The 14,054-nt window shown below is 33.5% G+C and carries 8 protein-coding genes; 4 read left to right on the top strand and 4 right to left on the bottom strand.

Going from position 1 to position 14,054, the window contains the following annotated elements:
• Positions 1–12 precede the first annotated feature (12 nt).
• From rpsJ to rpsL, 4 genes are read right to left on the bottom strand one after another with little or no spacing between them, the layout of a single operon-like run.
• A complete protein-coding gene (gene rpsJ, locus IRZ80_RS02325) occupies positions 13–318 on the bottom strand; it encodes a 30S ribosomal protein S10 (protein ID WP_007803605.1) in 306 nt (101 codons plus the stop codon).
• Positions 319–328: 10 nt separating this feature from the next.
• Positions 329–2,485 (bottom strand): elongation factor G, encoded by a 2,157-nt coding sequence (gene fusA / locus IRZ80_RS02320; RefSeq protein WP_194639894.1) that lies wholly within the window; start codon positions 2,483–2,485, stop codon positions 329–331.
• An 11-nt stretch (positions 2,486–2,496) separates the two neighbouring features.
• Entirely contained in the window at positions 2,497–2,973 is a 477-nt protein-coding gene (rpsG, locus tag IRZ80_RS02315) for a 30S ribosomal protein S7 (protein WP_012022493.1), read from the bottom strand.
• A gap of 53 nt (positions 2,974–3,026) precedes the next feature.
• Positions 3,027–3,410 carry a 30S ribosomal protein S12 gene (gene rpsL, locus IRZ80_RS02310; RefSeq protein WP_007136570.1) on the bottom strand — a complete coding sequence of 128 codons (384 nt, stop codon included), beginning with the start codon at positions 3,408–3,410 and terminating at the stop codon, positions 3,027–3,029.
• Positions 3,411–3,671: 261 nt separating this feature from the next.
• Here rpsL and IRZ80_RS02305 point away from each other — a divergent pair, with 261 nt between their 5' ends.
• From IRZ80_RS02305 to IRZ80_RS02290, 4 genes are all read left to right on the top strand, one after another.
• Complete coding sequence (locus IRZ80_RS02305; protein WP_228520776.1) at positions 3,672–5,369, top strand: hypothetical protein; 1,698 nt, start codon at positions 3,672–3,674, stop codon at positions 5,367–5,369.
• 83 nt (positions 5,370–5,452) lie between these two features.
• A complete protein-coding gene (locus IRZ80_RS02300; RefSeq protein WP_194639890.1) occupies positions 5,453–8,560 on the top strand; it encodes a SusC/RagA family TonB-linked outer membrane protein in 3,108 nt (1,035 codons plus the stop codon).
• A gap of 12 nt (positions 8,561–8,572) precedes the next feature.
• Positions 8,573–10,153, top strand: a complete 1,581-nt coding sequence (locus tag IRZ80_RS02295) for a RagB/SusD family nutrient uptake outer membrane protein (RefSeq protein WP_194639888.1) — start codon at positions 8,573–8,575, stop codon at positions 10,151–10,153.
• A 789-nt stretch (positions 10,154–10,942) separates the two neighbouring features.
• Positions 10,943–14,050, top strand: a complete 3,108-nt coding sequence (locus tag IRZ80_RS02290; RefSeq protein ID WP_194639886.1) for a SusC/RagA family TonB-linked outer membrane protein — start codon at positions 10,943–10,945, stop codon at positions 14,048–14,050.
• Positions 14,051–14,054 lie beyond the last annotated feature (4 nt).

The raw sequence follows: 14,054 nt of genomic DNA, 5'->3' as shown, positions 1-14,054 counted from the left end.
CTCTTAAAGTACTTAAACTTTGATTTCAACTTCAACTCCGCTTGGTAATTCAAGCTTCATTAAAGCATCAATAGTTTTAGAAGAAGATGAATAAATATCAATTAATCTCTTATATGACATTACTTCAAATTGCTCTCTTGCTTTTTTGTTTACGTGCGGAGAACGCAATACTGTAAAAAGTTTTTTGTGTGTTGGTAATGGAATTGGACCAGTTACAACAGCACCAGTAGTTTTTACTGTTTTTACAATCTTCTCAGCAGACTTATCCACCAACATGTGATCGTAAGATTTTAGTTTTATTCTGATTTTTTGACTCATTTTCTTAAAATTAAGCGTTTCCTTTTGCTTTTTTGATTACTGCTTCTGAAATATTAGAAGGCGTTTCTGCATAGTGTGAAAATTCCATAGTAGATGTTGCTCTACCAGAAGACAATGTTCTTAATGTAGTAACATATCCAAACATTTCTGATAATGGAACATCAGCTTTAATAGTTTTTGCACCATTTCTGTCACCCATGTCATTCACCTGACCTCTACGACGGTTAATATCTCCTACGATATCCCCCATGTTTTCTTCTGGCGTAATAACTTCCATTTTCATGATTGGCTCAAGAATTACAGCTCCAGCAGCTTTTGCTACTTCTCTATAACCCATTCTAGCTGCTAATTCAAAAGAAAGCGCATCAGAATCCACAGGGTGGAAAGATCCATCCAATAAAGTAACCTTTAAACTATCTACTTGGTAACCTGCTAAAGGACCAGTTTTCATAGCTTCACGGAAACCTTTCTCTACAGAAGGAATATATTCTTTTGGCACGTTACCACCTTTTACTGAATTAATAAACTGCAATCCTACAGGAACTTTACCATCAACTTCATCAGCAGGCTCTAGTACAAATACGATATCACCGAATTTACCACGACCTCCAGATTGTTTTTTATAAGTTTCTCTATGCTGAGCAGATTTAGTAAACGCTTCTTTGTACTCAACTTGAGGCTCACCTTGGTTCACTTCAACCTTGAATTCACGTTTCATACGATCAACCAAGATATCTAAGTGAAGCTCACCCATACCAGAGATAATAGTTTGTCCCGAAGCCTCATCAGTTCTAACCGTAAAAGTTGGATCCTCTTCAGCCAATTTAGCCAAAGCCATACCCATTTTATCAACGTCAGCTTTAGTTTTAGGCTCAATAGCAATACCAATTACCGGAGCAGGGAATTTCATAGATTCAAGAATGATTGGGTGTTTTTCATCACACAATGTATCTCCAGTCTTAATATCTTTAAATCCAACAGCAGCTCCAATATCTCCAGCCTCAATATATTCGATTGGATTTTGTTTGTTAGCGTGCATTTGGTAGATACGGGAAATTCTCTCTTTGTTACCAGAACGAGTATTCAACACATAAGAACCAGCATCAAGTCTTCCTGAATAAGCACGGAAGAAAGCCAAACGACCTACGAATGGGTCAGTAGCAATCTTAAATGCCAAAGCAGCGAAAGGCTCTTTTACATCTGGTTTACGCAAAATAGTAGTTTGATCTTCTTCAAGCAATTCAGCATCATCTGGGTGAATTCCAGTAATACCTTCTTTATCCATTGGAGATGGCAAATATTTACATACTGCATCTAACATGAATTGAACCCCTTTGTTTTTGAAAGAAGAACCAGCAATCATAGGAATGATTGCCATATCCATAGTTGCAGCTCTCAATGCTTTATTGATTTCATCTTCTGTGATAGACTCTGGATCTTCCATGTATTTATCAAGCAAGTTTTCATCATAATCAGCAACCGCTTCGATAAGGATATCTCTGTATTCCTTCACTTCATTAACCATATCCGCAGGGATATCGATAATATCAAAAGTAGCTCCTTGTGTAGCATCATGCCATACAATCGCTTGATTTTTAACTAAATCAACGACACCTTTGAAATCATTTTCTTCACCAATTGGCAAAGTGATCGCAACAGCGTTTGATTTCAACATATCTCTAACTTGCTGACATACATTCAAAAAGTTAGAACCTTGTCTATCCATTTTATTAACAAACCCCATACGTGGTACACGGTATTGATCAGCTAATCTCCAGTTAGTTTCAGATTGAGGCTCAACACCATCAACAGCACTAAATAAGAAAACCAAACCATCCAATACACGCAAAGAACGATTTACCTCTACGGTAAAATCAACGTGACCAGGAGTATCGATAATGTTAAAGTGATAAGGCAATGTTTCAGGTAAAACTTTACCTTGTTCAGTTGGAAAATTCCACTCACAAGTTGTAGCAGCAGAAGTAATAGTAATACCTCTTTCCTGCTCTTGTGCCATCCAGTCCATTGTTGCAGCACCATCGTGTACCTCACCAATTTTGTGTGATTTTCCAGTATAGAATAATATACGCTCAGTTGTTGTTGTTTTACCAGCATCAATGTGAGCCGCAATTCCTATGTTTCTTGTATATTTAAGATCTCTAGCCATTTCTTTAAGAATTAAAATCTAAAGTGAGAGAAAGCTTTGTTAGCTTCTGCCATTTTGTGAGTATCCATTCTTTTCTTAACAGCTGCTCCTTCTTCTTTAGCCGCAGCTAAACACTCTGAAGCCAATCTCTGAGCCATTGATTTTTCGTTTCTTCTTCTTGCATAAAGAATTAACCATTTCATAGCCATAGAAATTTTTCTGTCTGGTCTGATCTGCATTGGAATTTGAAATGTAGCTCCACCAACTCTACGGCTACGTACTTCTACGTGAGGCATAACGTTTGTTAAAGCATCTTTCCAGATTTCTAATGAAGTTTTTTCGTCATTTTGCTTTTTAGTTTCAATGATATCAATTGCATCATAAAAAACTTTAAAAGCTGTTGATTTCTTACCATCCCACATTAAGTTATTTACAAAACGTGTTACCAATTGGTCATTAAACCTTGGATCTGGTAAAAGTGGTCTTTTCTTTGCCGCTCTTTTTCTCATGTCTTTTGTTTTTTTACGCAGTTACGATAAATCGCATCTTTACGTGAGTTGATTTACTTTTTAGCTTCTTTTGGACGTTTTGCACCATATTTTGAACGACGCTGCGTTCTTCCTGCTACACCTGATGTGTCAAGTGCACCACGAACAATGTGATACCTAACTCCTGGTAAATCTTTTACTCTTCCGCCTCGCACTAATACTATCGAGTGCTCCTGCAGATTATGTCCTTCACCTGGGATGTAAGCATTTACCTCATTTCCATTAGTCAAACGTACACGCGCTACTTTACGCATTGCAGAGTTTGGTTTTTTTGGAGTAGTTGTGTAAACACGCGTACAAACACCACGACGTTGTGGACAAGAATCTAAAGCAACCGATTTACTCTTCTTAGTGATCTGAGTTCTTCCTGTTCTTACTAATTGTTGAATAGTTGGCATAATTAAATACTAAAAATTACTTGTTTATAAAATTCCCGCTTTTTACGGGGTTGCAAATGTATAAATTAATTTCCACTATACAAACCATAATTGGTTTATTTTTTAAATAAGTAAGCATTTGGCTTTTAATAAAATACATCTCGATATAAAAAACAAAAAACTACAAAAAAACAGACCTTCTTGTCATTTAAATCACAAACATTATGAATATTAAAACAAACAGCAGATATTTGCGTTACTTTCATGAAAAAAGAAATCAAATTGAAATCTAAAATTCTTATTCTGCTTTTTTTTCTTCTCCATTTGACTTCTCAAAGTCAGACTATACAATTAAAAATAATCGGCAAAACTCCATTAGAAACCAATACAATTGATTCTATTAGCTACTCCCAAAAACAGCAAAACGTAAAAACCACAATTGAAGAAATAAATATTCTCAGCAGAAAACTAAAAGATAATGGCTATATCAACAACCAAATACTTGAGAAAAACAGAGAAAATGACAGTGTTTTTTACGCTAAAATTTCACTTGGCAAAAGAATAAAAAACATACATATATATATAGGTAAAAAAAACGAACTGATCTTAGCTGATTTTTTCGAAACAAATCAAGATTCGATACTATTACCATATTCTCAAACAGAAGCGTTTTTAAAACAGATTCTACAAAATTTAGAAAAAAACGGTTATGCTTTCGCAAAAGTAAAACTCAACAACATTCTACAGAAAAGACAAGATCTTTATGCCGAATTATTTATTTCAACAGACATTAAAAGAAATTTAAACACAATAGAAATAAAATACTCCGATCAGAAGCAGAAAAAACTTTTTCCAAAAGGAGCTCAAAAACAAATCGCAAAAAAATACAAAAACTCAATTTTCAATCAAGAAACAGTAAAACAAATAAATCATGATTTTGAAGAATTTGGATTTATAAATCAAATTAAATTTCCAGAAATACTATTCACACAAGACAGCACCAAAATATTTGTATACCTAGAAAAAAAGAAAGCAAATAATTTTGACGGCTATTTAGGATTCAATAACACCGAAAATAAAAAAATTCAATTTAACGGATATTTAGACCTAACCCTAGTCAATGCACTTAGAAACGGAGAAGAATTATCTATTTACTGGAAAAACGACGGAAATAACCAAAAGCTTTTTAATGCTAATTTAAATATTCCTTATTTATTCAACAGCCCAATAGCAATTAAAGCGCAAATTAATATTTTTAAACAAGACAGCATTTTTCAAAACACAAAGACCGCCCTGCACCTGGGTTATTTCATAAACTACAATAAACGTATATATCTTGGATTTGAATCTACAGAGTCCAGTGACATTCAAAACCTGAACAGCCAGAATTTATCCGATTACAAGAACACTTTCTATACCGCTTCTATAGAATTCAAAAAAAACAATTCAAAAAACAAACTATTCCCAATTAAATCCCTAGTAGACTTAACAATTGGAATCGGAAACAGGACTATAATAGAAAATCTGCCACAAAAACAAAATTTTGCTAATTTTAACATAATTAATGATTTTTATATTAATGAGAAAAATATTATAAATATAAAAAACCAAAATTATATTTTAAAAAGTCAAAATTATATCACAAATGAATTACATCGTTTTGGAGGAACAAACTCAATACGAGGATTCACCGAAAACAGCCTGCAAGCAAACTTAATGATTGCTTTAATGACAGAATACAGATATTTAATTTCATCAAACTTATACTTCAATTCCATTCTAGACTACTGTTATTACGAGGATTCCACAATTTCTGCTACAAAAAAAAACAATGATAAACTTCTAGGTATAGGGTTTGGATTTGGTGCACAAACTCTAAATGGTTTATTGAAATTTGCCATAACAAACGGTAAGTCTAAAAACGAAGAAATAAAATTTTATAACACAAACATAACGATAAGTTATAATGTTAAATTTTAGTCTTAACAAAAAAAGAGTTTCAGATATTAGGAAACTTAACAAATTATTATGATTTTTGCCTCACTAATTCAAAATATTTAAAAATGAAACTAAAATTTAATGGATTCCTAGTGCTTCTTCTAGTACTAATGGCGCAAATCACATTTGCACAAGAAAGATCTGTTTCAGGAATTGTTACCGACAATGCAGGAATGCCTTTACCAGGGGTTAGTGTATTAGTAAAAGGAACAAAAAATGGAACTCAATCAGATTTTGATGGTAAGTACACTATCAAAGCAGCACCAATTGACGTATTGGTATTTAGCTATATAGGTATGAAATCCACAGAAAAATCTGCAAGTTCAACCTCACTTAACATTAAATTAACGAGTGATGCAACTGAACTAGAAAGTGTAGTTGTAGTAGGATACGGTACTCAAAAAAGAAAAGAGGTTACTGGATCTATAACTAGCGTAAAAGGTTCGGATTTAAAGAATTTGGTAACTGCCAGTTTTGAATCTCAATTAGCAGGTAGAGCAGCAGGTGTGCAAATTACTACTCCATCAGGAATATTAGGAGCAGCTCCAATTTTCAGAATTAGAGGTATTGCTTCTATAACTGGTGGTACTTATCCTTTGGTAATTGTTGACGGTATGCCTATAGTAACAGGTGATACTGGTGGTGTAGCACAAACAAATGGTTTGGGAGATATCAATCCAAACGATATAGAATCCTATGAGGTTTTAAAAGATGGTGCTTCTACAGCAATCTATGGATCTCGTGCTGCAAATGGTGTAATCTTGATTACAACAAAAAGTGGTAAAAAAGGGAACCTTAAAACCAGTTTCGATAGTTCTGTCGGTTTTTCTAATGCTGTAGAGACATACGATTTGTTACAAACTCCAGACTTTATAACTATTTCGAATGAAAAAGGAGCTCCAACTGTATGGGCTGCAGGGACTACTTACAATACAGATTGGCAAAAAGCGACAATGAGAAACAATGCGCAGCAAGTAACAAATAACCTATCCGTTAGTGGAGGTTCTGACAAAAGTAAATTCTATTTATCATTAGGCTCTACTGACCAGGAAGGACTTGCGAAAGCTAACGATATGAAACGTTATACCGCTAGAACAAATATTGATGCTAGTGTAACAAAATGGTTAAACATTGGAACCAATATAGGACTTACCAAAACAGACTATAATGGTTTGAATACTGGAGGTACAACAGGTAATGCTCTTTCTGGTAGTATTTACGCGGCTACAAAAATGTTACCTAATACACCTATCTACGACGAAGCTAATCCAACTGGATATAACCTAGATTTAGTAAACAATAGAGTTGGTCAATGGGATAATAAAATTGCAATTGCAAATAACCTACCAAATATTGTTTATATCATGGATAAAAACAAATATTCATCAAAAATAACTAGAATTTTAGCGAGTGCTTTTGCTAACGCAAAAATCACAAAAGATTTGAATTTTAAAGTTCAAGGAAGTATTGACAATTCAATCAATAAAGGGTTTCAATATCTTAATCCTTTAAATGGTGATGGTTTTTCAAACAAAGGTTATGTTTATAACGATGATACTGAATTTTTACGTTATAACGTCCAAAATATTTTAACGTATAACAAAACATTTGCTGAAAAACATACTATTGGTATAACAGCTGTATCTGAATATCAAAAAGAAAAGTACGAAACTTTCTGGGGTTCAGGAGCAACATTACTAGATGGGTTTTACAACGAAGGATTAATTACAAATTCATATACAACCAAAGATTCAGGTGGTTCTCAATACGAGAATGGTATTATATCTTACGTTGGCCGCCTTAACTATGACTATGGCAAAAAATATTTCTTTCAAGTTTCAATCCGTAGAGATGGAATTTCAAAATTAGCTGATGCAACAAGATGGAATAATTTCACCGGATTTTCTGGAGGATGGACTATCTCTAATGAAGATTTCATGGAGTCAATTCGTTCTGTAGTTTCTGATTTAAAAATTAGAGGTTCTTATTCTGAAGTTGGTAATACCGATATAGGAAACTATCCTTATAAAGGACTTGCTATAGCATCACCATACGGATCATTAAATGGATTTGGATATTCTCAATTTGGTAATGATCAGTTGCAATGGGAAAGAAGTAAAAAAACAGATTATGGTGCAGATTTAGGTTTATTTGATGATAAATTAAGATTCACTTTTGATTATTTCTCTAATGATGTAGATCAATTAATTTTAGCTGCTCCTCAAAGTCCTTCATTAGGTATTCCTGGTAATACAAGTACTCCATATGGAGTAATTAACAAGAATATAGGTGCGCTATATAATAAAGGTTTAGAGTTTTCTGCAAGTTACAAAATGGTAAAAGGTAATTTCACTTGGGATATCACTGGTAACTTAACTCTTATTAAAAATAAAATCACTAAGTTAAATCAAGGACAAGACATCCTTTTTGACTACAACATCATTAGAGAAGGCGAACCATTAAAAGCGCTTTACGGTTACAGATATTATGGAGTAAATCCTGCAAATGGAAATCCCGTATATTACAAAGCGGATAACAGCTTAGTACAAGGAAATGCAAATACACAAACTTACACTGTTTTTGACCCCGCTAATCCAAGCGCAGCAGGTGCTTCAAGTACATTAGATTCTGCAAAAGACAAATCTGTTTTAGGAAACAGTTTGCCTACTTATTATGGTGGATTAAACAATACCTTTACTTACAAGGGGGTTGATTTTGGATTTATGTTTAGATTTAGTGGTGGAAATAAAATTTTCAATGCTACGCGTAGAGATCTAGTAACTCAAGATTTCTCTAATAATGGTACCGAGATTTTAGGAAGATGGCAAAGTGCAGCCAATCCTGGTGATGGCTGGACTCCGAGAATTGTTGGAGGATCTAATACATTTACAAATTTAACAGGTCACTTAAGCACACGTTTTCTTGAAGATGGTGACTTCATATCTTTAGACAATATCACTTTAGGATATACATTACCTAAGTCATTTACTCAAAAAATTAGTATTGATAGTTTCCGTATTTATGCTTTAGGGCAAGGATTGGCAATGTTTACTGACTACTCAGGAATTAATCCAGAAATGCAAAACACACAAGTTACTCAATATTCAGGTGTAGATTACATTGGAACACCAAGAGTAAAAACAATTTCAATAGGTGTCAATGTTAACTTTTAATACAAATTTAAGATGAAAAATATATTTAAAACGTTACTACTTCTTTCTGTAATTGTTTTGGGAATGAATTCCTGTTCAGAAGAAAAACTATTGGATTTAGACCCAATAAATAGTCCTTCAGAAGACTATCCATTTACAACTCCAGATTTAATTGCATCAGCAATGAATGGTGTATATAATGCTGCAGCCATAGGAACATATACTAGTGGTACTGCTAATGGTGGTAGAGGTTATATTTGGGGTGCCGCTTTCGTAGAACAAGGAGACTGTAGAGGAGAAGATGTAGTAAATACTGCAACTTTCTACCAACTTACTTATACAGCTACCTATGACGCCACTACAGCAAACAACGTTTATTATTGGGTAGATGGTTACCGTTTAATTAATCGTTGCAATTTGATGATCGAAGGTGTAAATGATGCCGTCGCTAAAGGAATTATTTCAGCTGCAGTTGGGAACGATTATATTGGTCAAGCTAAATTCTTACGCGCAATTACACATTTTGAACTTTTGAATTATTTTTCCAGATGTTATAACTATACAGCAACAGCAGAGCATTTGGGAATTCCTTACAGAGAAGTTGGAGTTAATACTCAAGGCGAAATTGATTCTGAAGTTCTTAAACCAAGAAACACAGTCGCTGAGTGCTACACTAAGATTTTAGCTGATTTAAATGACGCTGAAAATCTTATAACGACTACAGGAATTGCAAAAGCTTCAAAAAATGCAGCTATCGCATTCAAAACAAGAGTATATCTTCAAAAAAGAGACTGGGCAAATGTAATCACTGAAGGTAATAAACTGAACGGAAAAAGGACATTAACAGCTAATCCTGGAGATGCATTTGTTTTGGCAAACAATTTAAGCAATACAGAATCAATATTCTCCATACAACACTCAACTACTTCTAATCCAGGAACAAATGCTGCATTAGCTTCTATTTTTGGAGGAAGAAAATTAGTGGCTGTTAGTCCAATTATATGGAGAAATCCTAGTTGGTTAGTTGACGATAAAAGAAGAACTGCAATTGTAAATCCAAGTTCTGGTGTTATTGGAGCAACTGAAATGATAATCAACGTTAATGGTCGTATATATACTAACAAATATAAAGATCAAGTCAATTTTACAGATGCAACACCTGTTATTAGATATGCAGAAGTATTATTGAATATGGCAGAAGCGCAAGCTCGCACAGGAGACTTAGCTAATGCTTTGATCAACTTAAACACAGTTAGAAATAGAGCTCTTGCAACTCCTGCTACACAAGCTTATACAGCTGCTACTTTGAGTACAATACCATTAATGGTAAATGCCATTCTTACTGAAAGAAGAATTGAATTCTTGATGGAAGGAAGAAGATGGTCTGATATTCAACGTCTTGAAAAAGATGACATTGCTCCTTCTACAGGTATTCCTGCAAAATATGCAAATGCAGTTCCTGCTGTTGCTGACTATACGCTTGGAACACCTTACACAGGTCCTAGTACAGTTCTTGCAATTCCGGCTTCTGACTTTAGATTCTTATGGCCAATACCACAAGTTGAGTTAAATACAAACCCTACTTTGGCTAAGCAACAAAATCCAGGCTGGTAAAATTTCATAAATAGAAATGAAACAAACTGTTTTATTTAATTTCCCGATTACATAATGTAATCGGGATTTTTTTTGTTCAAAATTTATAAAAAAAAATTATGAAGAATATTGACACTAGTAATACCAATTATAAATTCGTTATAGATCAATGAAAATCGAACTATATTCATACCATATCCAATTATTCCCCTTTAAATTGAACCACTTAAAAAATATAGTTTATGCAATTTTGAATTTACCAAAGCTATTACAACAATAAAATATCAACAATAAAATCCTACCTAACAATAAACCTTGGGAGCAGGTAAAAAGAAGCATAACTGAAATCGCTAATACAAAAAACTAAAAAACATTTAGCAAATTTTAACATAACAAACAACCATTTTTTAACAAGAAAATAAAATCAAAATTAATTTCACGAAGCAAGATTTATTTACCCTCTGAATTATTAATATTTAGAAGCATAAATACAATTCGTTTCTTTCAGAAAATAGTTTACTGATCAATTTTTCGACTTCGATAATTATAGAAAAACGTTAATTAATTCTTCGCAATCTACAACTAAACCCAACTCTAAACCACTGAAATTAAAGTTTTTTAATAATAAAAACCAAATATTTAAATTAACACATAAAAATGATAACGAAAGAAATCAAAAAAAATATAACACAAACATAACTATAAGTTATAATGTTAAATTTTAACCTTAACAAAAAAAAAGAGTTTTAGATATTAGGATAGTTAACAAATTATTATGATTTTTACAGTACTAATTCAAAATATTTAAAAATGAAACTAAAGTTCAATGGATTCTTAGTACTTCTTATAGTACTAGTGGCGCAAGTAACTTTTGCGCAAGAAAGATCTGTTTCAGGAATTGTTTCCGACAATGCAGGTATGCCTTTACCAGGTGTGAGTGTATTAGTAAAAGGAACAAAAAATGGAACTCAATCAGATTTCGATGGTAAGTATTCTATCAAAGCAGCACCAAGCGATGTATTGGTATTTAGCTATGTTGGGATGAAATCTTCTGAGAAGTCAGCAAGTTCAACATCTCTAAATGTTAGACTTGCAAGTGATGCAACACAATTAGAAAGCGTTGTAGTTACCGCATTAGGTATCAAAAAAGAGAAAAAAGCATTAGGATACGCTACTTCACAAGTAAAAGGTGAAGATTTACAAAACTCACACGAACCTAACATTATTGAAAGTCTTGCAGGAAAAGCGGCAGGAATCCAAGTAACAGGATCAGCAGGAACACCTGGAGCTTCTAGTAGAATCATTATTAGAGGTCAAAAATCTATTAGTTTATCCAGCCAACCTCTAATCGTTTTAGATGGGCAAATAATCGACAACTCAATCAACAACAATGCAGGTTCAGGAACGAATATAGGTGGTGTTGATGACTCTAACAGAGCTGTCGATATTAATCCTGACGACATTGAAAGTGTATCTGTCTTAAAAGGTGGTGCAGCTGCAGCTATTTATGGTGAAAATGCTAGAAATGGTGTAATCATTTACACTAGTAAAAAAGGAAGAAAAAAAACTGGTATAGGTGTTGAATTAACAAGTTCTATGTCAATTGACCAAGTAAGCATGTTACCAAAAATTCAACTTGAATATGCAGCTGGAACTAATGGAACAACTTATTTACCACCTGCTGTATATGGCTCAGACGGATTTGCTCAAACAAATGGAACTAATCAAAGCTGGGGACCAAAAATCTCTAGTGTACCAGGACTTACAGCTGTAAACAACCCAAAGAATTTCTTTCAAGACGGGATTACAAGTACAACCAATGTTGCTTTATCAGGAGGTAGTGACACAGGGAGTTTTAGACTTGGTTTAGGCCATACAGATCAAACAGGGATTGTTCCGAATACATCTCTAAAAAGAACAAACCTTAGTATAAACGCCCAATATAACATAACAGACAAATTAAAAGCTGGAGCAGATATAAAATACTCTAATACTGGAGGAGTAAGAGCACAAAAAGGAAGTAACGTAGCAGGAATTATGCTCTCTTTATTTAGAACTCCTGCAAGTTATGACCTAAGAGAATACGAGACAAGTGTAGGAACTAACAAAAACTATTTTGCTGCTTACGATAATCCGTATTACACTGTAAATAATAATACATATACTGATGAAACAAATCGTAACATCATCAGTGGACATCTTACTTACAACCAAAGTAAAGCTTTTAACACATTATTAAGAGCAGGTGTAGACACTTATACTACTCATGCACAACAAAACTATTCTTATAGTAGTAATGGTAACTCAACTGGAGATGGAACTGGTCAAGTAATATTAGATACTTATACTGCAAGCCTTTATAATCTTGATTTGATTTTTAATGGTGATTTTAAATTTATGGATGATAATCTATCTCTAAGTTATAATGCTGGATTATCTATCAACTCAAAGTTCTCAAATGACTTGTACACTGTAGGATCTACAATGCTTACTCCTAATTTGTATAACCTAAGTAACTTTGCAACTTTTACACCTACAAACTATGATACCCAACAAATAAAAAGAGGTATTTATGCACAAGTTGAGCTAGGTTTATATGACCAATTATTTTTAACACTTACAGGAAGAAATGACTGGACTAGTACATTACCAACTAATAATAGTTCGTATTTCTACCCAGCAGTAAGTGCATCATGGTTAATGAACAAAACGCTTGATATGCCAGAATGGGTTAATTTAGCTAAGTTAAGAGGAGCGTACGCAAGTACTTATGCTTCGCCAAATCCTTATAATGTAATTACTACTTATACCACTCCTTATTATTATGATACATTTGGTCCGCAATTGTATACTCCTTATAATGGTGTTGGTGCGTATGGCTATTCAACTACACGTAACAATCCAGATCTAAAACCAGAGCATAACGAAGAATTTGAAGTAGGTCTAGAATTAGAAATGTTCAAAAGATTACGTTTAAACATGAGTGCTTACCAATCTACTAATTATGATTTATTGATTTTAGCACCAATTGCTGCGTCTTCAGGATTTAGCAACTACTACACTAATGGTCCAACTGTTCAAAACAGAGGACTAGAAGTTGAATTAGGATACGATATCTTAAAAAATACTCAATTCAAATGGGATATCAATATTAACTGGAGTAAAAACGTAAATGAAGTAACTGACGTTGCAGATAATCTTAATTACTCTAGTATGGGAAGCGATTTCTTCTCAGGTAATGTAACTCCAACAATCATAAAAGGCCAACCTTTAGGGGTTATGTACGGAACAGCATGGGAAAGAGACGGTTCTGGCAATTTAATTATTGATACAAATGGTATACCGTTAGTTCAATCTGCATCTCAAATCATTGGTAATCCAACTCCAGATTTCTTATCAGGCATAAGAAATAATTTCAGCTACAAAAATATATCATTAAGCTTCCTTCTTGACATCAGAAAAGGTGGAGATATCTGGAATGGTACACATGCAAGACTTAATAGACTTGGAATTACCGAAGAGTCTGCTGAAGATAGAACAGCTACTTATGTTATTCCAGGAGTTACTGAGGCGGGTACACCAAATACAAAGGCTATATCAAATAAAGTTTATTACAATAGCTATTTAGGTGATTCAGGAGCTGCAAATGAGCAACAAGTTGAAAAAGATGTTAACTGGGTAAGAATGAGAGACATTAGTTTAGCTTACAATTTCGGAAAACTTCTTTCAAATAGTGCGCCATTTATTAGAGATGCATCTTTAACTCTATCAGCAAGAAACTTATTTATAATTACAAATTATAATGGAGTAGATCCTGAAAACTCATTTGCTGGATCAGGTTCTAACACAAGTGGATTTGATTATTTTAATAATCCAGGTTCAAAAAGCTACGCTTTAACATTAAAACTTAATTTTTAATATT

Origin of the sequence: Flavobacterium sp. HJJ (assembly GCF_015351475.1) — a bacterium.
Taxonomy (GTDB): domain Bacteria; phylum Bacteroidota; class Bacteroidia; order Flavobacteriales; family Flavobacteriaceae; genus Flavobacterium; species Flavobacterium marginilacus.
The sequence above is the reverse complement of the archived record's forward strand: the minus strand, read 5'-3'. Positions and strand labels throughout refer to the sequence as shown.

Coding starts and splice junctions, on each gene's coding strand:
- rpsJ (WP_007803605.1), bottom strand. CDS start 318: ATGAGTCAAAAAATCAGAATAAAACTAAAATCTTACGATCACATGTTG.
- fusA (WP_194639894.1), bottom strand. CDS start 2,485: ATGGCTAGAGATCTTAAATATACAAGAAACATAGGAATTGCGGCTCAC.
- rpsG (WP_012022493.1), bottom strand. CDS start 2,973: ATGAGAAAAAGAGCGGCAAAGAAAAGACCACTTTTACCAGATCCAAGG.
- rpsL (WP_007136570.1), bottom strand. CDS start 3,410: ATGCCAACTATTCAACAATTAGTAAGAACAGGAAGAACTCAGATCACT.
- IRZ80_RS02300 (WP_194639890.1), top strand. CDS start 5,453: ATGAAACTAAAATTTAATGGATTCCTAGTGCTTCTTCTAGTACTAATG.
- IRZ80_RS02295 (WP_194639888.1), top strand. CDS start 8,573: ATGAAAAATATATTTAAAACGTTACTACTTCTTTCTGTAATTGTTTTG.
- IRZ80_RS02290 (WP_194639886.1), top strand. CDS start 10,943: ATGAAACTAAAGTTCAATGGATTCTTAGTACTTCTTATAGTACTAGTG.